The 20,297-nt window shown below is 65.6% G+C and carries 20 protein-coding genes; 13 read left to right on the top strand and 7 right to left on the bottom strand.

All coding sequences use genetic code 11. The features are described 5' to 3' along the window. Nucleotides 1–5: 5 nt before the first annotated feature. Nucleotides 6–650, bottom strand: coding sequence for a CDP-alcohol phosphatidyltransferase family protein (locus LG3211_RS03585; RefSeq protein ID WP_057941628.1), 645 nt, complete (start codon nucleotides 648–650; stop codon nucleotides 6–8). A gap of 450 nt (nucleotides 651–1,100) precedes the next feature. Here LG3211_RS03585 and purH point away from each other — a divergent pair, with 450 nt between their 5' ends. The 3 genes from purH to purD all read left to right on the top strand — a co-directional run bounded on the left by purH (nucleotide 1,101) and on the right by purD (nucleotide 4,894). Further along, complete coding sequence (gene purH, locus LG3211_RS03580) at nucleotides 1,101–2,687, top strand: bifunctional phosphoribosylaminoimidazolecarboxamide formyltransferase/IMP cyclohydrolase (RefSeq protein WP_057941627.1); 1,587 nt, start codon at nucleotides 1,101–1,103, stop codon at nucleotides 2,685–2,687. 46 nt (nucleotides 2,688–2,733) lie between these two features. After that, complete coding sequence (locus tag LG3211_RS03575; protein ID WP_057941626.1) at nucleotides 2,734–3,510, top strand: hypothetical protein; 777 nt, start codon at nucleotides 2,734–2,736, stop codon at nucleotides 3,508–3,510. An 82-nt stretch (nucleotides 3,511–3,592) separates the two neighbouring features. Beyond that, entirely contained in the window at nucleotides 3,593–4,894 is a 1,302-nt protein-coding gene (purD, locus tag LG3211_RS03570) for a phosphoribosylamine--glycine ligase (protein WP_057941625.1), read from the top strand. 84 nt (nucleotides 4,895–4,978) lie between these two features. Here the strand turns inward: purD and LG3211_RS03565 are convergent, their stop codons facing one another. Then, the gene (locus tag LG3211_RS03565; protein WP_148648732.1) at nucleotides 4,979–5,911 is read right to left on the bottom strand and encodes a hypothetical protein; all 933 of its coding nucleotides are present in this window, start codon (nucleotides 5,909–5,911) and stop codon (nucleotides 4,979–4,981) included. A gap of 204 nt (nucleotides 5,912–6,115) precedes the next feature. Next, the gene (locus LG3211_RS03560) at nucleotides 6,116–6,397 is read right to left on the bottom strand and encodes a hypothetical protein (protein WP_057941623.1); all 282 of its coding nucleotides are present in this window, start codon (nucleotides 6,395–6,397) and stop codon (nucleotides 6,116–6,118) included. Between the two features lie 229 nt (nucleotides 6,398–6,626). Between LG3211_RS03560 and LG3211_RS03555 the strand changes: the two genes are divergently transcribed. Then, nucleotides 6,627–7,055 (top strand): DUF4265 domain-containing protein, encoded by a 429-nt coding sequence (locus LG3211_RS03555; protein WP_057941622.1) that lies wholly within the window; start codon nucleotides 6,627–6,629, stop codon nucleotides 7,053–7,055. A 37-nt stretch (nucleotides 7,056–7,092) separates the two neighbouring features. Beyond that, nucleotides 7,093–7,428 carry a hypothetical protein gene (locus LG3211_RS25380; RefSeq protein ID WP_148648731.1) on the top strand — a complete coding sequence of 112 codons (336 nt, stop codon included), beginning with the start codon at nucleotides 7,093–7,095 and terminating at the stop codon, nucleotides 7,426–7,428. A gap of 43 nt (nucleotides 7,429–7,471) precedes the next feature. On the opposite strand, the gene LG3211_RS03550 is transcribed toward LG3211_RS25380, so the two are convergent. Next, on the bottom strand, nucleotides 7,472–7,876 hold the full coding sequence (locus tag LG3211_RS03550) for a hypothetical protein (protein ID WP_057941621.1): 405 nt from the start codon (nucleotides 7,874–7,876) through the stop codon (nucleotides 7,472–7,474). A 161-nt stretch (nucleotides 7,877–8,037) separates the two neighbouring features. After that, nucleotides 8,038–9,150: an ABC transporter substrate-binding protein gene (locus LG3211_RS03545; protein WP_057941620.1), complete on the bottom strand. Its 1,113-nt coding sequence runs from the start codon at nucleotides 9,148–9,150 to the stop codon at nucleotides 8,038–8,040. Nucleotides 9,151–9,487: 337 nt separating this feature from the next. Between LG3211_RS03545 and LG3211_RS03540 the strand changes: the two genes are divergently transcribed. Beyond that, nucleotides 9,488–10,159, top strand: coding sequence for a glutathione S-transferase family protein (locus LG3211_RS03540; protein ID WP_057941619.1), 672 nt, complete (start codon nucleotides 9,488–9,490; stop codon nucleotides 10,157–10,159). 175 nt (nucleotides 10,160–10,334) lie between these two features. Here LG3211_RS03540 and LG3211_RS03535 read toward each other — a convergent pair whose 3' ends face one another. Next, nucleotides 10,335–10,883 (bottom strand): hypothetical protein, encoded by a 549-nt coding sequence (locus tag LG3211_RS03535; protein WP_057941618.1) that lies wholly within the window; start codon nucleotides 10,881–10,883, stop codon nucleotides 10,335–10,337. A 766-nt stretch (nucleotides 10,884–11,649) separates the two neighbouring features. Here LG3211_RS03535 and LG3211_RS03530 point away from each other — a divergent pair. The 4 genes from LG3211_RS03530 (at nucleotide 11,650) to LG3211_RS03515 (ending at nucleotide 17,773) form a co-directional block, all read left to right on the top strand. Then, nucleotides 11,650–14,970 (top strand): autotransporter outer membrane beta-barrel domain-containing protein, encoded by a 3,321-nt coding sequence (locus LG3211_RS03530; RefSeq protein WP_057941617.1) that lies wholly within the window; start codon nucleotides 11,650–11,652, stop codon nucleotides 14,968–14,970. 291 nt (nucleotides 14,971–15,261) lie between these two features. After that, nucleotides 15,262–15,840: a TetR/AcrR family transcriptional regulator gene (locus LG3211_RS03525; RefSeq protein WP_057941616.1), complete on the top strand. Its 579-nt coding sequence runs from the start codon at nucleotides 15,262–15,264 to the stop codon at nucleotides 15,838–15,840. 107 nt (nucleotides 15,841–15,947) lie between these two features. Further along, nucleotides 15,948–16,775, top strand: a complete 828-nt coding sequence (locus LG3211_RS03520) for an oxidoreductase (protein ID WP_057941615.1) — start codon at nucleotides 15,948–15,950, stop codon at nucleotides 16,773–16,775. Beyond that, entirely contained in the window at nucleotides 16,772–17,773 is a 1,002-nt protein-coding gene (locus LG3211_RS03515) for an NADP-dependent oxidoreductase (RefSeq protein ID WP_057941614.1), read from the top strand. The genes LG3211_RS03520 and LG3211_RS03515 overlap by 4 nt, the downstream gene beginning before the upstream one ends. Before the next feature lie 312 nt (nucleotides 17,774–18,085). On the opposite strand, the gene LG3211_RS03510 is transcribed toward LG3211_RS03515, so the two are convergent. Beyond that, nucleotides 18,086–18,721: a GNAT family N-acetyltransferase gene (locus tag LG3211_RS03510; RefSeq protein ID WP_057941613.1), complete on the bottom strand. Its 636-nt coding sequence runs from the start codon at nucleotides 18,719–18,721 to the stop codon at nucleotides 18,086–18,088. Nucleotides 18,722–18,870: 149 nt separating this feature from the next. On the opposite strand from LG3211_RS03510, the gene LG3211_RS03505 reads away from it, so the two are divergent. The 3 genes from LG3211_RS03505 to LG3211_RS03495 all read left to right on the top strand — a co-directional run bounded on the left by LG3211_RS03505 (nucleotide 18,871) and on the right by LG3211_RS03495 (nucleotide 20,088). Next, the gene (locus LG3211_RS03505; RefSeq protein WP_148648730.1) at nucleotides 18,871–19,296 is read left to right on the top strand and encodes a hypothetical protein; all 426 of its coding nucleotides are present in this window, start codon (nucleotides 18,871–18,873) and stop codon (nucleotides 19,294–19,296) included. A gap of 57 nt (nucleotides 19,297–19,353) precedes the next feature. Next, complete coding sequence (locus LG3211_RS03500; RefSeq protein WP_057941611.1) at nucleotides 19,354–19,701, top strand: gamma-glutamylcyclotransferase family protein; 348 nt, start codon at nucleotides 19,354–19,356, stop codon at nucleotides 19,699–19,701. A 156-nt stretch (nucleotides 19,702–19,857) separates the two neighbouring features. Beyond that, entirely contained in the window at nucleotides 19,858–20,088 is a 231-nt protein-coding gene (locus LG3211_RS03495; RefSeq protein ID WP_148648729.1) for a hypothetical protein, read from the top strand. Nucleotides 20,089–20,297 lie beyond the last annotated feature (209 nt).

The following is a 20,297-nucleotide window of genomic DNA, read 5'->3' as shown; positions in this document are numbered from 1 at the left end:
CGTCCTCATGAATGTTCTCCTTGTCGGTGCGCGACGTCCTGCGCGGCATCATGCCGCAAACCGGCGCACACACGGCGCACCACGGTCCATACGCACATCCCACTGCCGAGCGTCAGCGCAAGTTCCGTCGTGCGCGCGCCGATCCATCCCAATGCCAGCAGCAAGCCGAGCAGACCGATCACGAAGGCGCGATCGCTCTTGCCCATCGGCCCGTCGTAACGGCGCGGCGCGCCGATCATCGGCCCCAGCACGCCGGCGTATTCGGTCAACACCGCCAGCAATACGAACGCCAGCAGCGGCGCCGGATGCAGGCCGGCCAGTGCGAACAGCGACAGATACAGCGCGCTGTCGGAAACGACGTCGCACAATTCGTTGAGGTAGGCGCCCAGCCGCGACTGCTGGCCGAATTCGCGCGCGAGCATGCCGTCGATGGCGTTCATCGCCATGCGCACGAACATCCACGCCGGCAACAGCGCGAACCACCAAGGCTGATGCGGCGCACCCCAGTACACCAGCGCGGCGAGCGCGAGCGAGATCAACGCCGCGGCGGCGGTGACCTGATTGGCGGTGACGCCCAGCGCGTGCAGTGCGCGCACCATCGGCCGCAGCAGCGCCTGGAAGCGTCCCTTCAACGCGTAGATCGAAGCCATTCCTTGTGCGTTCCTCCGCACCCCCACGGGCGGTCGGGGACCAGCTTAGCGGCTGTGGGGGGCGATGGTGGATGCGGGGGCGGCGGGTGTGGGTGGTATCGGAATGCTCGACTTGGGGACTAGCGTGGGTGGTCTGCTTGGTGGGTTGGAGGGAGAGCAAATCCCCCCAGCCCCCCCTTTTTCAAAGGGGGGAACAGCAAAGGCGGGGTGGGAGGGGCCGAAATCGGCGCCTGCCGCCTCGCAGGTGCGCTTCCACGCCCGCCGACGCCACCGCCTTTTGCCCCCTTTAGAAAAGGGGGCGAGCGTCCGCAGGACGCGGGGGATTTGAGCCTTTGATCTTGCCCCGCCCGACACCCCAAGCCGCAAAAACCCCCTTCCGCGCACGAACGCCCCGGCCCGCCAGCACAGCCCAGCTATAATTCCCGCGCCCTTCGCTGCCCTCCTCCCCGCATGACCTCCGATCGCTCCACCGGCACGCCGGTTCACGTCCGTCGCGCCCTGCTGTCCGTGTCCGACAAGACCGGCCTTCTCGAACTCGCCCAGGCCCTGGCCGCACAAGGCGTGGAACTGCTGTCCACCGGCGGCACCGCCAAGGCCCTGCGCGACGCCGGCCTGAACGTGCGCGACGTGTCCGAGGTCACCGGGTTCCCGGAAATGATGGACGGCCGGGTCAAGACCCTGCATCCCATCGTCCACGGCGGCCTGCTCGGCCGCGCCGGCATCGACGACGCGGTGATGGTTCAGCACGGGATCGATGCGATAGATCTGTTGGTGCTGAACCTGTATCCGTTCGAGAAAGTCGCGGCCAATCCGGCCAGCAGCTTCGAAGACATCATCGAGAACATCGACATCGGCGGCCCGGCGATGCTGCGCTCGGCGGCGAAGAACTTCGCCCGCGTCGCGGTCGCGACCGATCCGGCGCAGTACGCCGGCCTGATCGCCGAGCTGCAGGCCAACGCCGGCGCGCTCAGCGCCAAGACCCGCTTCGCCCTGTCGGTGGCCGCGTTCAACCGCGTCGCCCAGTACGACGCGGCGATCAGCAACCACCTGTCGGCGATCGCCGAAGACGGCAGCGCACAAGCCTTCCCGGCCCAGCACAACGCCAGCTTCGTCAAGGTCATGGACCTGCGCTACGGCGAAAACCCGCATCAGCAGGGCGCGTTCTACCGCGACCTGCAACCGCTGCCGGGCAGCCTGGCCACCTTCGTCCAGTTGCAGGGCAAGGAGCTGAGCTACAACAACCTGGCCGACGCCGATGCCGCCTGGGACTGCGTGCGCCAGTTCGAGCGCCCGGCCTGCGTGATCGTCAAGCACGCCAACCCCTGCGGCGTCGCCGAGGGCGTGGCCTGCGGCGACGCCTACGAACTGGCCTACGCCACCGATCCGACCTCGGCCTTCGGCGGCATCATCGCTTTCAACACCAAGCTCGATGCGGCGACGGCGAAAGTCATCCTCGACCGCCAGTTCGTCGAAGTGCTGATCGCACCGGACTTCGAAGACGCCGCGGTCGAGTACGCGAAGAAGAAAGCCAACGTGCGCGTGCTGCGCATTCCCCACGGCGAGGGCCGCAACGCCCTGGATTTCAAGCGCATCGGCTCGGGCCTGCTGGTGCAGAGCAGCGATCTGCGCGAAGTCGGCCGCGACGAGCTCAAGGTGGTCAGCAAGCTCGCCCCCACCGATGCGCAGCTCAGCGATCTGCTGTTCGCCTGGCGCATCGCCAAGTTCGTCAAGTCCAACGCCATCGTCTATGCGCGCGACCATCGCAGCATCGGCATCGGCGCCGGCCAGATGAGCCGCGTGGTCAGCGCCAAGATCGCCGCGCTCAAGGCGGAGGAAGCCGGGCTGGTCGTTCCCGGTTCGGTGATGGCCTCCGACGCGTTCTTCCCGTTCCGCGACGGCATCGACGCCGCCGCCGCGGCCGGCATCAAGGCGGTGATCCAGCCGGGCGGCTCGATGCGCGACGGCGAAGTCATCGCCGCCGCCGACGAACACGGCCTGGCGATGGTGTTCACCGGCGTGCGCCACTTCCGTCACTGAGGTCCGCGCGGGCGCGAATCGTTTTCGCGCCCGCCTTCCAACGCGTATGTCCGATCCGTCCAAATCCGATGCCTCCGGCAAGAACGGCCGCGCCAAGCCGCGGGCGACGCCGGTGGTGGTGAATCCGGCCACCGCGACCGGCGCAACGCCGTCGCTGGGTCGCAACCTGATGCGCTCGCTGGTGCGCAAGCTCACCGTGTTCGCCGTGCTGATCGCGGTGATGGCCGTGTGGGGCGCGTGGCAGTATTCGCGCCGGCAGGCGGTGGAAAGCCAGTCGCTGGGCGATTACCGCATCGGTGGCCGCGCGGTCACGGTGATGGTGGTCGAGCCCGACGTGGCGCTGGAGATCGGCGCCGGCCTGCGCCGCGACTACACCGCGCAGGTCGCGCGCGCACTGGCCAAGCGCTTCGAGCAACTGGGTTATGAAACCCGCGAGGTGGCCGCGCGCAGCGACGAAGAACGCTTCGGCCAGACCACGCGCGTATCCGACCGCCACGCCGCCGCGCAATACCAGACCCAGACCATGCAGGCCATCCGCGACGCCAACGCGCCGGTGTTGCGCGTGTCGCTGCAGGATCTGAAATTCGACGGCCACACCGTCAGCGAACAGAACTACCGCGTCGAACTGCTGGACCCGCAGAACCTGCAACCGTCCTGGCGCGCGACGCTGACCTGGCGCGAAGGCCGTTTCCAGTCGATCGCTCTGCTGTGGAATCTACGCAAGAATCAGTTGCCGCCGCCGTTGTGGGACAGCCTGGCGGATCTGGCGATCGCGCAAATGCGCAAGGATGGGATGATCGCGGCCGGTTCGACGATTCACTGACTGCCGCAGCGCCACTCCGCATCTTCCACCGTCGTAAAATCCATCTTCCGCGACTCCTTCCCCTCGTTTCCCCGGAGCAAGCATGAAAGTCCTCGTAATCGGTTCCGGCGGACGCGAACACGCGCTGGCCTGGAAGCTCGCCCAGTCGCCGCGCATCGAGGAAGTGCTGGTCGCGCCCGGCAACGCCGGCACCGCGTACGAGCGCAAATGCCGCAACCTCGCCGTCGCCGCCACCGATATCGACGGCCTGCTCGAACTGGTCGGCCAGGAAAACGTCGCCCTGACCGTGGTCGGCCCGGAAGCGCCCTTGGTCGCCGGTGTAGTCGATCGCTTCCGCGCCGCCGGCCTGCGCATCTTCGGGCCCACCGCCGCGGCCGCTCAGCTCGAAGGCAGCAAGGCCTACGCGAAAGACTTCCTGGCCCGCCACGGCATTCCCACCGCGTACTACGCCGTGCACACGCAGGTCGATGCGGCGCTGGCCTACATCCGCGAGAAAGGCGCGCCGATCGTGGTCAAGGCCGACGGTCTGGCCGCCGGCAAGGGCGTGATCGTGGCGATGACGCTGGCCGAGGCCGAAGCCGCCGTCACCGACATGCTCTCCGGCAACGCCTTCGGCGCCGCCGGCGCGCGCGTGGTGATCGAAGAATTCCTCGACGGCGAAGAAGCCAGCTTCATCTCCATGGTCGATGGCCGCCACGCGCTACCGATGGCGACCTCGCAAGACCACAAGCGCGTCGGCGACGGCGACACCGGCCCCAACACCGGCGGCATGGGCGCGTACTCGCCCGCGCCCGTGGTGACGCCGCAAGTGCACGAACGCGTCATGCGCGAAGTGGTGATGCCGACCGTGAACGGCATGATCGCCGACGGCGTTCCGTTCACCGGATTCCTCTACGCCGGCCTGATGATCGACGCGCACGGCGCGCCGAAAGTCATCGAATTCAACGTGCGCTTCGGCGACCCGGAAACCCAGCCGGTGATGCTGCGCCTGGACTCGGACCTGCTCGATCTGGTCGAAGCCGCGCTCGACGGCAAACTCGACAGCGCGCAAGCGCAGTGGAACCCGCGCCCCTCGCTGGGCGTGGTGATGGCCGCGGCGAACTACCCGGAAACGCCGAAGGCCGGCGACGTCATCCACGGCCTGGACGCGGCGCAACCCGCGCACGCGAAAGTCTTCCAGGCCGGCACCAAGCTCGGCGCGAACGGCGAAACGCTGACCGCCGGCGGCCGCGTGCTGTGCGTGTGCGCGCTCGGCGACGACGTCGCCCAGGCGCAGCGCGAGGCCTACGCCGCGCTCGGGAAGATCCACTGGGACGGCGAGTTCCATCGCAACGATATCGGCTGGCGCGCGATCGAGCGCGAACGGGAAGGCGCGGCGGGTTGAGGGCAGCCGGCCGCTTCGAAAACCAAAACGGCCGGAGGGCGCGAGGCTCCCGGCCGTTTTCATTTCAGGGCGCGAGCGCCGCCGTTACTTGCCGCGCACCTTGAGTTCGCCGCGTTGCCATTGCGCGAATCGATCCGCGATGTGCGGCGCGATCAGGTCGTAGTTCCGCCAATCGTCTTGCGTCATCTGCGCAGAGTCGTCCTTGAAATGATTGGAGGCGCCGAACACCGTCTTGATGTCGGCCACCCATTGCTGCTCATCGGGCAGACGCATGCCCATGTAGTACGTCCACATGAACTCCAGGAAGGGCGGGCGAACGTCGTCGCTCCAGAGCAGACGGCCGCACGCGCCGTGCAGGAAGGCCAGCGGGCTGACGGACCGCTCGCGCAAGGGCCGGACCACCTCCGCCGTGAACCTGGTTTCATCCAGCACGCCGTTCAACGCGCACCACACGGTGAAGAACGCGTCCTCGACGTATACCAGCGGCTTGCTGACTTCATACGCTTCATAAGCGGAAATGAAGTCGTGCTCGGTGGCCAGCTCGATCAGGATCCGGTCGGCGGCAGCGTGCTCCTGCGGGAACAAGGCATTGATCGACGTGCATGCCGTGAGTTCGACGTCAGGCGCGGGCGCCTCGAAGTTCCAGTACGGAATCGCGCGCGATCCGCGCAGTTCGAACGCGGCGATGGCATCGAGCTCCGGCCGGGTGATGCCCCAATGCATGCCCTCGGGCAAACGGCCCGAGTAAGGCGGCGTGAGCTCGATCTTGTGGATGTAGTTCACGTAGGCCCGCTTCTCCCTGCGCTCCGGCCAGTACGCCCGATACTTCGGAATCGGCGTCGCCGACACGGTGATGCCCAGCGACTTGACCTGGGTGTAATCGGAAAAGTTCTGCGGAGTCACCGCGCGCAGCGGCTTGGCGCCGATCGCCTCGACCAGCGCCAGTCCCTGCGGACTGTCGATCCGCTGCCCGATGGCTGCGAGCATCAGGTTCCAAACCGCATCGTCCATTTGCATGTAGTCGCCCCTGAACCTTTTATCGATCCGTGGATAACAGCCGATGTCCGTATCGGCCGAACAGTGAACCCCCGATATGACAGGACGATCCTGGAAGCGCCAACCCCCATCGCTTCGCAAGAAAAAGGCCGGGAGAACTGAGTTCTCCCGGCCTTATCGTTTCTGCCTGCAGCGGCCGCGCAAACCGTTGCCGCACCCGGCGGACTAATGCACCGTCCCGGCCGCCTCATCGGAAACCGGCTGCAACGAAACCGCCACTTCCTCCAGCTCGGCGATCTCCGCGTCCAGGGCGTCGTACAACTCGCCCTGCCGCGTCATCAGTTCCTCGATCCGCTCGGCCTGCTTCAACTTCGACAGTTCCCCGTCGAACAGCAGCCACTGCGCAGTCAACTGCTCCACGTAGTTCTTGGAGTAATGGCGCATTTCCTTGAGCTGATTCAACGTCGCGTTGACGTGATCCAACGGCGTCTTGGTGTCGGCGGACATACGGACCTCCTCTTCGCAAGGTGACGGCTCAGGGTAGCGAAAGGAAGCTGGCTGGACGCGAAATGCAGGATGCCGGACGTCGGCCAGTGCACAGGAATCTTCACCTGGCGCAGACATTTTCGAACGCGGGCAATCGGCCTGTGCCAGAATCCTGCCGTCCAGCGAGTTGCTTTCATAGGCCGATCGGCTGGCCGACTCGCCGCCCGGTTCAACATTTGCGTGACCTGCGATGACAGACCTGCCTCTGACCAAAATCGCATTTACCGACTTCGACGGCGACGTCGAAACACTCTGGGCATTCGACCTGGGCAAGGGACGTTACAAACTCGACAACACGCCGTGGCATCAATACGGCGTGTCGTATCAGGACATTGTCTCCGCCATCGACCGCGACGGCGAGCTTCACTTCGATCGCGTCATCATCAAATCCGGATATCGGACACTGCGCGTGCGTTCCGACGGCCCGGTTCCAAAGACGCTTCTGGATGCCTTGGTCGAATTGGGATGCAAGTACGAAGGCGCCGTCCCCAGCTTCATCGGCATCGATGTGCCCGCCGATGTGGAGCTGACGTCTGCTACGGAACTGCTGATCCAGTCGGGCCTGGAATGGGAGCACGCCGATCCCACCTATGAGGAAATCTATGGCTCGCAGGTCTGACAATGCGTTCGGGTCGGCGCGGCTTCAGGAGGGCTGCATGCTGGGACGAAACCTATCTCTTTGGAAACGCGTCCTGGTCGTAGCGGCCTTGCTGCTATTTCTTGGCTGCTCGAAAAACGACCGCGAAAAAGGCAGATCGGACACCGGGATCAGCGAAAGCCAGGCGCTTGAGATAAGCCGGAAAGCCGCGGAAAAACACGGCTATGACCTCCGGCGGTACACGCTGGATACCTTCGGCGATTCCACGAGTGGCGATGGCAAGCAATGGCTGTTCGTTTATCTGTGCGCCCCAAGCCCGCCCCCGCCCGGCTGCAGTTTCCTGGTCGCCGTTGACAGGAAAACCGGTAGCGCAAGCGTTCATCCGGGTGAGTAGCTACCGTACCGCCGGCCCGCGACGCGAGCCGGCGGACGCACGCTCAGGCCGTCGCCCGCTTGCGCAACGGACCGAACAGCGACACCCGATAGCCCGCCTTCTTGATCAGGCTCACGGAGAACGACAGCAACACGATCATGCAGATGAGCCGGAGAAACGGGATGAACATGGACAGCACGATCACGCCCGTGATGAAGCCCGACCAGTCCAATGCGCTCGCGGCCAGATAGCTGCCGTAGGCCCCGGCCACGAAAGCCGCCACCGACAGCCCCGTGCTCAACCAGGCGAAATACCCGGGCAGGTCGAGCTCGGCCACGGATATCCCGAGACTGGTGGCGGCGATGCTCGCGAAGAAGGCGAGCGCCAAAAGCCGCAAGCCCATGGTCGCGTCTTTCGCGGCCGCTTCGAGTTTGTGATTCGAATTGAACGTGACGTTGCTCAGATCCATACCTACCCCCTATAGGTGTGATGGATTTCGATTATCTGCCAAGCGCAGTCCAGCGGCCAGCGCAGGCGTGGCGCCGCGTCGGCGCCCACGATCAGGTCGCCGGTTCAGCTGGAAACCCAGCAGACGAAATCTTCGAAGTGCTCGGCCGGAGCCGCGCACGCTCAGCCGGCGTGGCGTATCCGAAACCGCTCCGGTTCCGCCGGATCTCGATCCACGACTTGAATCGGTGCCCAAGCCCATTGCCAAACGCTGATGCCCGGCGCGCGCGCGAACCGAATCCGCCCGCGGGTGCCTTCGACGTCAACCTGCGGCCAGGCTTCGGCGATGCGCGCCCAGTCCGTGCCGTGGGATCGCAGCACATCGGCGAGGACGGCGATCGTGTCGTAGCCCTCGAAAGCGACGAAGGACGGCGCTTCGGCCAGCCGCTCGCGCAGGGCCGTTTCGACTCGCTCACCCAACGGGCTGAAACGCTCCGGCAGGTAGCGCAAGAAGGGGATCGCGGCGCCGGCGACGCCGAGCAGACTCGCCCATTCGGCGAACTCCGGTTGCCCGGCCGGAGCGCCCAGCATCAGCTGCATCAGGCGCGGATCGCTGCGAACCGACCTGACGATCGACACGGCCGGTTCCGGGTAGCCGACCAGAAGCAGCAAAGCGGTCGCGTCATGGGCGACGACTTGCTCGCACACCTGCGCGGCGGTGAGCGCGCTGATGTCGAGTTCGACGACGCTGCCGCCGGATGGAGCGAGGCAATCGCGCAGAATGCGGACGCCCGATGCCCAGTAGACGCTCGGCGCGATGGCCACGGCGATCCGGCTGTGGCCCGCGTTGAGGAGGAAATCGGCGTAGATCCGCCAGCCGCGGGACTGCGCCGGGGCGAGGCGCGCAACCCATTGCGTCGGCTGTTCGGTCAACGCGTCGAGCACCGCCGACGAACACAGGAACGGCAGGCGCAGGGCGTCGGCCCTGGCCGCGACCGAGCGAGCGACGACGCTGTGATACTCCCCGGCCAACGCCGCCACGCCCAGATCCGCCAGTTCGTCCACGGCCGCCATGGCCCGCTGCGGATCGGCCGCGGTGTCGCGAACGATCAGTTCGAGAGGTCTTCCGACGATCCCACCATTGTCGTTGGCATCGCGAACCGCCAGTTCGAGTCCCGCGAGCAAGTGCCGCCCCGCCTCGACCCAACCCGGCCGGGTCAGCGGAACCAGCGCGCCGATCCGGACGGTTGATCCGTCGGTTCGCTGCGCTCCGGATGGCGAAGGCGGGGTATTCATGTGCTGGCGTCTCGATCAAGGGTGGGCAGGTGCGGCTCACAAATACCGCCGCGCGCGCATCGCGCTTCGCCACCATAGCCGAGACGGGGATGCCGTTCGAAACGGCCGAGCACCTTGCACGTTGAACGACACCTGCCCCGCCGACTGTGCGGCCGCGGAACCGATGATGCCTGGACGCTTGTCGATTTCCAGTCCCGCCATTCGTCTAAACAGGAAAGGCGGGCCATTGGCCTGTGCAGGCGAGTCCGAAACGCTCGGCCGGCTCAACCACGGACCGCCTTCTGCGATGAACCGCGTAACGCGCACTGACGACTTCGAATCAACTGGAGCAGACCCAATGACCCCGATCATCACCGCATTCGAATGCTCGCCCGACCGCGGTAAGGGACTGGCGCGCGACATGCGCATTCGCTGGGCGCTTGAAGAAGTCGGGCAAGCCTACGAGGTCCGCTTCCTTTCCTTCCGCGACATGAAGCAGCCCGAGCATCTGGCGCTGCATCCTTTCGGACAGATTCCGACGTATGAGGATGGCGATCTCGCGCTGTTCGAGTCCGGCGCGATCGTGCTCCATCTCGCCGAGCGCCACGCGGGCCTGCTGCCGACCGATGCGAACGCGCGCATGCGCGCCATCGCCTGGATGTTCGCCGCGCTCAATACCGTGGAACCGCCCATCGTCGAACGCTCCATGGCTTGGCTTGTCGAGCGCGAGGAGACCTGGTACGCGCAACGGCAGGCGGTCCTGGATGAGCGCGTGCGCCGGCGGCTTGGCGAGCTTTCCGGCCGCCTCGGCGATGCCGACTGGCTGGACGGCGATTTCAGCGCGGGCGACCTGCTGATGGTGACGGTGCTGCTGCGGCTGCAAAGCTCCGGCATCGTGGACGAGTTTTCGAACCTCGCCGCCTTCGTCGCCCGCGCGACCGCGCGACCCGCCTATCAGCGCGCGTTTCAAGCGCAACTGGCGGCATTTCGGCAGGCTGCGTCGGCCGGGGCTTCATCGCCGGCGCCGTAGTCGTCGGCCCGTGCGCGTGGCATCGCACGAGCCGGCGATGCCGCTGCGACTTAGACGACCGTGCCGGCACGATGGCTGCGGCAGCTCGAAGTCGCGCTGGTCGCCGCAAGGTCGGCTGCGATCGCGGCGAACGCGAAGCCTGCGAACGGCGGTTGAAGGAGCGGTTGCCGAAGAGTTACGAGCTTGCGTATTTCTGCTCGCCCCGGTACCAAGCTCCGTCGGGCCTGAGATGCCAATCCGATGTTTGCGCGGACGCCACGGCACCGGGTCCGCTGCGGGTATCGTCGATGAAGCTGATCCGACCGATATTCACCGTTCGGTCCTGATCGTAGGTGATGCTGTGCAGCACGAGCGTGCGCTTATCCCAGTTGATGCTCTTCAACACTCCTTGCTCGATCGTCGGGCTGGTGGAGCTGTCGTGCTTGCCCCAGATCATCAGGTACTTGCCGATCGGATACTGCTTGAGAACAGTGTCGAAAGTGGGTGGATTTTTTGGCTCATTACCGAATTTGCTGATGGTGTCGACGTCGCCGAACTTGCACTCGACAAGGTCCTGGCGCTCGACTTTTCCGTCAAGGCCGATGTAGACAGCCACTTGAATGACGAAGCAGTCTTGCGCCAGATCGATTTTTGACAGATATCCCTGGATCGTCCCTCCGTTCGTCTTCAGGATCACCACGGCATCATTCTGAGAAAAGCCCTTGACCATCTCATTCTTGTCCACGTCGTGTCTCCGTCGCTCGTGGATGCAAGCCAGCAATGAGCGCGTTGTGGCCGGGCTCAAGTGGGCATCCTTGTATATTTTTCATGTCGCCGGCCAGCGGCCGGAACCATCGAAGCATGAAGCAGCATTCTTGTCGGCTACGCCTTGATGCTAGACGACGGTAGCGGCCCCATTTGGGATTTCGCGCCGTGTTCTGGGAATTGATCGCCGGTGCATTTCCGACACGATCTCCTGCCGCTTCCAGGCGAGCTTGCCGCGCAGGTTATCAGCGGCGTGGATCGCGTCTTTCGGAATGCGCCAAGGTATTCGGATAGCAGGACGTTGCCGGACCGATGCAGGCGCTGGGCGACGCCAGGGCCGGGCCGGCCGCACAGCAGCAGGCGAGACAGCGCGGACTGCCGCAGGCGCCAGTCAAACGCGCGTTCCAGGATCAACATCGTTCGGCGGGTCGATGGCGCGCGTGCAGAGCGGATTGGCGCCGCGGACGGCGGCGAACTGCGCGCATCGTGACTGCGTTCCGGGCAAAAATGTATTGCAGTTCAGATAATCGGCGGGTGCTCATGCGCTTCGCATGTCTCTTGCGCGCGCGATGCATGCACCGTCGCTGCGATCGAGGCCGGGCTGCGGCCGCAACCACGGGTTGGGGCTGACTTGGCGCGTCTGGGCACCCGCCGGAACAGCGGCCCGCGCGTTTTGGCATGCCTGCGCGCGCGCAAGCCGCCGGACCGTCATGCAGCCGTTTTCAACACACACTCCAGGGGATTCCATGTCCGGTTCGCGTTCCGCCGCTCGCGGCGATGAAGATTTGTCGAAACTGCCGCCGCTGTGGCGGCAATCGATCATCGATAACGCGCGCGAGCAAGCCGAGCGGGATCTCGCGCAGCGCCGCCGCAAGACGCTGTACTTTTCCGTCGTCACCGCCCTGGTGACAGGGGCGATAGCGCGGCCCGCCGTCGTGCAGGCGACCGACCACAAGGACACGGTCACCGGCGTCGGCGAGCACGACCGGACCGGCGGCACCGGCAACTACGATCCCGGCTACGACATCGCGGACGAAAACGGCAGCCTGCACTACCGCTTCGCCGACGGCGACCGCGTGGCGCTGGAAGGCGCCGACCGCGACGTGCTGGCCATGTCCATCGCCCGCGGCAACCCGCCGGTCGTCCTGGACGTCGCCGGAGGCGGCTGGCTGAACCTGTCGGCGGTGCGTCCGCAAAGCACCACCCGGGGGTCGGCGATCGGCATCCTCAACGACGGCAACACGGTCACCGTCAACGGCAACACCAGGATTTCCGCCAACGCCCGCGACACGGATCAGGGCGCCGGCCTGGGCAACGGTGCGAACGCGGTGATCGGCCGCGGCGGCAGCACCACGGTGTTCAACGGCGCCACCGACTTCCACGCCCGCACGCAGGGCTTCGCGCGCGCGGTCTGGGCCTCGGGGCGCAGCAGCATCGTCTTCAACGGCCCGACCACGATCCTCGCCGAAAGCCGCGGCACGCTCGATGCGGTCTACAACTCCGATGGCAGCACCATCACCTTCAACGGCGACACCCGCATCTCGGCGCTGTCGATCTGGCCCAGCGACAACGCCCATGCCATCTACAACGACAACACCAACTCCCGGCTGACGGTCAACGGCGACCTGTCGCTGACCACGGTCGCCATGGGTTCGACCGCATTCGGCGTCCGCAACCAGGGCGACATGGAGGTCTTCGGCGACGCCACCGTCAGCGTGACGGGCACGCGCTCCACGCATGGCATCGCCAATACCCATCGCAACGCGTGGATGATCTGGCACGGCGACGTGGACGTGCGCGTGCGCAGCGAAGGGCCGGAAAACGGCTACGCGCCGTTCGGCAATCCCTCCGGCCTCAGCAACGACCGCTCGCCCGGTGCGCGCATGCGCTTCGAGGGCGCAGTGAACGTCGATGTCGCCTCGGAGGCGGAAACCTACGGCCTGGTCAGCACCGGCTTCATCGAGTTCACCTCGCCCACCGCGCCGGTGTCGTTCACCGTCGCCGCCGCTTGCAACCCGCCGGACATCCCGAATTGCGACCGCGACGTATACGGCATCCGCAACTTCGGCACCGTCAATGTCGCCGGGGGACTGACCGTATCGACGAGCCCGTTCGGCACCGGCGCCGCGTATTCGATCTGGAGCGTGCCGCTTGACAGCCAGGACGCCAGCGTCACCGTCAACCAGGCCGGCGGCCGCACCGTGCAACTCGACGGCGACATCGCAACCGCGACGGACGTCGTCAACGGTCACATCGGCTCGGTCGATGTCAATTTCGACACATCCGACTCCTGGCTGCGCGGGCGGGTCAACGGCCGCCAGACCGATGCCGGCTTCACAGTAGGCAAGGCCGAGCTGGCGTTCGCCAACGGCGCGGTGTGGATTCCGCAGGGCACCGGCACGCTGAGCAACGATTTCGGCTCGGGCTCGCTGAGCATCGGCAGCAACGGCGCGATCGACATGGCTGCCGCTTGGGGCCGTTTCGTGCCTGGCTCGGTGCCGGCGCACGCCTACCGCCGGCTGCTCGTCGACAGCAGCAACACCGGCACCGGCGCCAGCGTCGCGCTGAGCGACGGCGCCAGGTTCATGCTGCTCAGCGATATCACCGGCAAGTCCGGCACCGCCACCGCCGACAAGATCGTGTTCGGCAGCGGCATCAAGAACTTCTCCGCCAGCGGCACGCAGGTTGTGGGCATCGTCTACGACCCGGTGCTGGACGACACTTCCTGGGTCAACGCCGCGACCATTCGCGCCGGCCGGTCGATCGCCGCGGCTGCACCGATCGACATCCTCGACGCCGGCGCCGCCGCGGGCGGCAGCGCCGCGTTCTCGGCGGTGGCCGGCCTGGATGGCCGGTGGAGCGCAACTTACGAAAACGACCTGGTGCAGTTCACCTACAGGCCGCAGGTGGCCTTGACCGCCGACGGGAAGAAGGTCGTGCTGACCGGCATCGACATCCCGGGAACCGGCGGCGATTCCGGCGGTAATCCGGGAGGCGGTATCGGGGAGAATCCGGGCGGCGGTACCGGAGGGAACCCAGGAAGCAACCCGGGCGGCGGTACCGGGGGAAACCCGGTGGGCAACCCGGGAGGCGGCACGGGCAACGGGACCGAAATCGGAAACGGCGTCGGGATACTGCCGTCGCAGACAGTGCTGACAGCGGCCGATGCCGCCGATAGCCTGGTCAATCTGTGGAAGGCCGGCGCGCAAGGCTCGCTGCAGCAGCTGCGGGGCGCAGCGCCCGGCGCCGATCCGGACGACAACCATGTCTGGGCCAGGGCGGATGCCGGTGAAATCACCGCGAAGACCGCATATTCGCGTCGTTACCGGCAGAACTACCACGGCATGACCATCGGCGCCGACCACGGTTTCGCGCTGGATGCCGGCACCGCCGCCATCGGTTTGAGTGCGGGACAGATCCGATCGACCGCCGACTACGTGCAAGGCCGGGGCGATCTGACCGGAACCACGCTGGGGCTTTATGGCCGCTGGAGTGCCGACAACGGCAACTATCTGCTGTTCGCGGCGAGCGCATCGTCGCTGAAGAACCGGTACGCCGCACGCGATTCCGAAGGCCGCGACATCGTCGGCAAATACCGCACCCAGGCGGGTCAGCTGTATGCCGAAGGCGGCCACACCTTCAAGCTTGCCAAGTCCTATTACGTCGAGCCCCAGCTCGGCCTGTCGCTGGGCGCCATCCGCGACAGCGAGCACACCACCGGCAACGGTGTGCGGATCAGCCAGGACACGCTCGATGCCTCATACGCGCGCGTCGGCGTCGCCTTCGGCAGGACGCTGGAAGGGGCGCGGTTGGCGGGCAATGTGTACGTCCGCGCGGCGGCGTTGCATTACCTCGGCGACGACCTCGACCTCACCGCGTCCAAGCAGGGCGGCAGTATCGTCCCCGCTACCTCCGACCGGAAAGGTACGAGCGGCGAGCTCATGCTGGGCGGCGATGTCGGCTTCAACAACAAGCGCACGTCGCTGTTCCTGGAAGCATCCGGCGCCACAGGGGCTGAAACGCGGCAGCATTGGGCCATCCAGGCGGGATTGCGGCACAGTTGGTAATCCCTGCCGGCCTGTCCGCGACGATGCCATGGGTCCGCCTCGGCTCGTATGCAGCCGCGTCGAGGCGGCCTTCGAGCGACGTCGGGCCCGTGTTTTCTCCGTAAGCGTCAGGGCGGGCGCGGCCCAGGCTTTCCCTGGGCTAACGAAGCGCTTTCCTGCGCCAACCGGGCCCCCTTCCTACGCCAACCGCGACAAGCTCATTGGTCCGAAGCGGCCATGCGGCTTGGCGTTCAGCCACGGCATCTGCCCCCCCTTGCGGCTGGCGCCGGATGTCAATATGATGATCATCATATGAACAAGACCGCCCCTCGCTCCAAGGCCGCCACCCACGACCGCATCGTCGACGCCGCAGCGCGCGCGATTCGGCGCAGCGGCTACCACGGCACAGGCGTCGCGGACATCATGAAAGCAGCCGGCCTCACCCACGGCGGCTTCTACGCCCATTTCCCCTCGCGCGATGCGATGCTCGCCGAAGCTGCGGACCGCGCCGGTAGCGATGCCGTGGTGCTGATGGAGCGCGTCGCCGCCACCGTGCCGCCGCAACAGGCGCTGCAGGCGATGATGCGGGCCTACCTCTCCGACACCCATGTAAAGAGCATCGAAACCGGGTGCGCGACCGCTGCACTGGGTTCCGAGATGCCGCGTCAGGCACCTGAAGTACGGCGTGCCGCCACGCGACGCATCAAGGAGATGATCGACCTCGTCTTCCGCCATATGAACGATCAAGCGCCGCCGGCCGCTTACGAGCGCGCCCTCGTCGCAGTGTCCACCATGGTCGGCGCACTCGTACTGGCGCGCGCTGTCGACGACGCGGGCCTCAGCGAGGCATTGCGCGACGCTGCCCTGAACCACTTCATTCAAGCGGCCTGAGGCCTCACGCCGGGGCAGCCTTTTTATTCGCCCATGAATATGACGACCATCATATACACCCCGCACCTCTCTCGCCGTCAACGCCCCTACCCGACACGGTATTCCCCATGAAACTCAGCAGATCCATCGCACTCGTCACCGGTGCTTCCTCGGGCATCGGCAAGGCCACCGCAGAACGGCTCGCCACCGCCGGATACACGGTCTACGGCACCAGCAGGCGTGGGGCGCAGGATGGGCAACTGCCCTTCACGATGTTGTCGCTCGACGTCACCGACGATGAATCGGTCGATGCCGCCGTAGGCAGGGTGATCGAGCTGGAGGGCCGTATCGATCTGCTGGTGAACAACGCCGGAGTCGGCGTTGCGCCGGCTGCCGCGGAAGAAAGCTCCATTCCCCAGGCTCAAGCCATCTTCGACACCAACTTCATGGGCATCGTACGGATGACGCGCGCCGTCGTGCCGCACATGCGGCAGCGAGGCAGCGGGCGCATCATCAACATCGGCTCGGTGCTGGGCTTCCTGCCGTTGCCCTTCGGGGCGCTGTATGCCGCCACCAAGCACGCCGTGGAAGGCTATTCGGAATCGCTTGACCATGAGCTACGCACGCGAGGCATCCGGGTTTCGATCGTCGAGCCGGCCTATACGAAGACCCAGTTCGACGCGAACTTCATGGAGCCCGACGCGAAGCTCGAGGAGTACAGCCAGATCCGGGCTTCTCTTTCCGCAACGCTCAAGGCCGTGATGAACGCTGCCGATCCGCCTGAGGTCGTGGCCGAGGTTGTGCTCGAAGCGGCAAGGGCGAGGCATCCAAAGCTTCGCTATACGGCCGGCAAGCTCGCCGCGCGCTTGAGCCTGCTGCGCAAGTTCGCACCTGCCACGGTCCTGGACCGTGGAATCCGAAAGGACCTGCGGCTCGACGCGAGGAAGGCACCATGAAAGCTTTCGTTCTCGATCGCTACGGAAAAACGCCCGGCTTGCGGATGGGCGAAATGCCGGAACCGGACGTGCAGGCCGATGACGTGCTGGTCAAGGTTCACGCGGCCGGCGTGAATGTCCTCGACTCGAAGATCAGGAACGGCGAATTCAAGCTCCTGCTGCCCTACCGTTTACCGTTGATCCTCGGCAACGACGTGGCGGGCGTGGTGATCCGCGTCGGACCCAACGTGCGGCGATTCAAGCCCGGAGACGAGGTTTACGCCAGGCCGCCTGCGCAGCGGATCGGCGCGTTCGCCGAAATGATTGCGATGGATGAGAAGGCGGTAGCGCACAAGCCGGCGGCGCTCAGCATGGAAGAAGCTGCTTCCTTGCCGCTGGTGGCATTGACCGCGTGGCAGGTACTGGTCGAACGGGCGAAGCTCGAAAAGGGACAGAAAGTGCTCATTCACGCCGGCTCGGGCGGCGTCGGGACCGTTGCCATCCAGCTGGCGAAGCATCTCGGAGCGTTCGTCGCCACCACCACCAGCGCGGCCAACGCGGATTGGGTGAAGCGACTCGGCGCGGATGTGGTTATCGACTACAACCAGGATGATTTCGCGCAGGTACTGCAGGGCTACGACGTTGTTCTCAACAGCCTCGGCGCAGACGTACTCGAAAAGTCATTGCAGGTACTGAAACCGGGCGGCAAGCTCATCTCGATCTCCGGCCCGCCCGATCCGGAGTTCGCGAAACAGATCGGCGCCTCCTGGTTCATGAGGCAAGTCATGCGCCTGCTCAGCCACCGCATCAGGAAGCAGGCCCAACGCCGTGGCGTGAGCTATTCATTCCTGTTCATGGAAGCCAACGGCGATCAGTTGCGCGCACTCGGCCCGCTGATCGACGCCGGGGTTATCGCGCCCGTGATCGACCGGATATTTCCGTTCGCATCGACAAACGAGGCGATGGCCTACCTCGACAAGGGGCGCGCGAAGGGCAAGGTCGTTATCAAGATGGGATAGACAGGGCGCGCGGACAGGGGCTGTGTTTGCTTCGGTTCGGAAGCGGGCATGAGGCCGGTCGGACGGATCATCATCCGACGGCGCACGCTATCGACCCGGAGATGCTGGTGGCCGCAACAGCCGGGGTCCGCGTGCAGGACACCTCGCCGGGCATGGGCGCATCGAGCATCCGCATCCGCATCCGCATCCGCATCCAAGGGTCGCGCGGCCGCTATGCGCAGATGCTCGCCGACGGCCTGCCGCTGTATGGCGGCCAGTCCTCGTCATGCCTCTATCGCAAGCGAGCTTGGCCGGACCGGCCCGCGTATCGATTCAACTGCCCGGAATCGTCGCGGCAGCGAACGGCGCGAGCACCGTCCAGCCAAGATTGGCGTAAAGGCCGCGACCGTCTTCTGTCGCGACCAGAAGCTGCGTGCTCGCGAGAGATTTTCTCGCGGCCCCGAGAGCGACCATCACCGCGACACCCAATCCTTTCCGCCGGTGCTCCTGCGCGGTTTCGATTCGGTCGTAGATGAAGACATCCGCCGCTTCTGCCGCGGATCCGTTTGCGGCCACAACGCCATCCGGCGCGATGACGCAAGCCCGGGTGACGGGGCCGGTTCGATGGAGCTCCATCCTGTAGCCCTCGGGCAGCGGCCTGGCATCCAGCGTTGCCGCCGCCGTCGTCATGAAATAGTTCGCCGGCTGAACCTCCCACCGCGCCGGCAGTGCGCTTCGCAGTTCCTCATCGGAGCCGCACAGCTTCAGGTAATGCCGTGGCGCCGTAATCTCATGCGCGATTTCGCGCAATCCATCGCATGGCTGCGGGAATACCCAGCGCTTGGCTTCCTTTTCCGAATGGGTATCCACCCGGAAGCCGCCGCGATCGTGGACAGGGGGCGGGGAGCTGCGGGCGATGGAATGCGCGGCTTGCCAGGCGAAAACGAGTTCTGGATCGACGTAGGTCATGGCTGATCGTCTGTGGTGCTCAGATGGGGCGCATTCTCGGACGACTGCGCATGCCGCGCCAAGTTGATTCTTGGCCACAACCTCTGGGTGACTTCCAACTAAAGCATCGGCCTGTCTCAAGAGACAAGACGACGGGGATTTTTTGGCCGATGGACGATATCCCAATAGACAGCCCCATCGCCCCGGCCTTCGCCGGCCGGCATAATTCCGGCATCGGACGGCAATCGATTGCCAGGGGGCGGCGGATGATTCTTTGGGGCACCAGCAAACGGGTACTGGACTTCGACCTGTCGGAGCGCGAGTACTGCCAGCAATGCCGGCAGGACCAGGATTTCGGGCTTCGCCTCAAGTACGAGCACGGCCACTTCTATCATCTGTTCGGCTGGGTGATGTCGAAGCAGTATCAGCTGGTGTGCCCTGATTGCACGCACGGGTGGGTGGTCAATCCGCGCGCCGCCGAAGCGTTGATCGGCCGCAATCCGATACCGTTCTATCAACGCCACGGTTGGCTGGTTATGCTGGCTCTCGCCGCGATCATCGGCGTGGCGGTGCTCGCGCACCAACCCGCCGGCTGACGATTTCCACATCGCTCACGCGGCCGGATTCAGGCATCGGCTCCCTCGGTAACGACCATGACGCAACGACTCTTCGTTTACGGAACACTCGCCCCCGGCAAGCCCAACGCGCATGTGCTCGCGCAGGTGCCGGGCACTTGGACGCCCGCCTTCGTCCGCGGCACGCTGCATGAGGAAGGCTGGGGCGCGGCCGCCGGCTATCCGGGCATCGTCCTGGATACGCTCGGCGACGAAGTCCAAGGGCTGCTTTTCAGCTCGGACGCGCTGCCCGAGCATTGGCCGCGCCTGGATGAGTTCGAGGGCGAGGGCTACGAACGCGTACTCACCTCGGCCACGCTGCGCGACGGCGCGGTGGTGGAGGCTTACGTTTACCAACTGAGCGGCCGTTCGCGCGATGGCGGCTAGATGCCGACTCACTGATTCGATTCGAGCGACCGCAATTCAATGAAAACGCACGGACTGCTTCTACTGCTCCTGTTGGCCTTCCCTTACGGCCCGTTGATCGCGGCCGAGCCGGCTTCGCCCGGGGACTCGCCTCATGCGCAAGCCATCGGTTTAGTCATGCGCACTCGCGCCGATGAAATTCGCCGACTGGACAACGCGCAGCGCTGGTGGCACGACACGCAAGATCGCTCGTGGTCGGCCAAGCATCCTGTCGGCCCCGGCGTCGTCGATAGCACCCACTACTTCGAGGTCAACTACGCCATCGACGGAAAAATCGTAGGCAGTTGGTCGGTCAACACGCGTACGGAGCAAGTGGCCGCTCCGGGCGAGCCGTTCCGGATCGACTGACGGCCGCGATCACTCGCTATACCGCTGACGCGTCGCGATTCCTTCCGCCGTCAGCAGCGCGCGCATGCGCCGACCCAAGCAATGCCTCGATTCGCCGAGGACAGCTATAAACCCTTCGGCCCGACGGCGCATCCGATAGCCGTCCCGTGGAAGCGACATCGCGGGCGCAGCGGCCGTCATCCTTCGCATCTTCGGCGAGTCCACCTTGG

Source organism: Lysobacter gummosus (assembly GCF_001442805.1).
Lineage (GTDB): Bacteria > Pseudomonadota > Gammaproteobacteria > Xanthomonadales > Xanthomonadaceae > Lysobacter > Lysobacter gummosus.
Note: the sequence above shows the minus strand (reverse complement) of the source record. Positions and strands in the feature narration are given on the sequence as shown.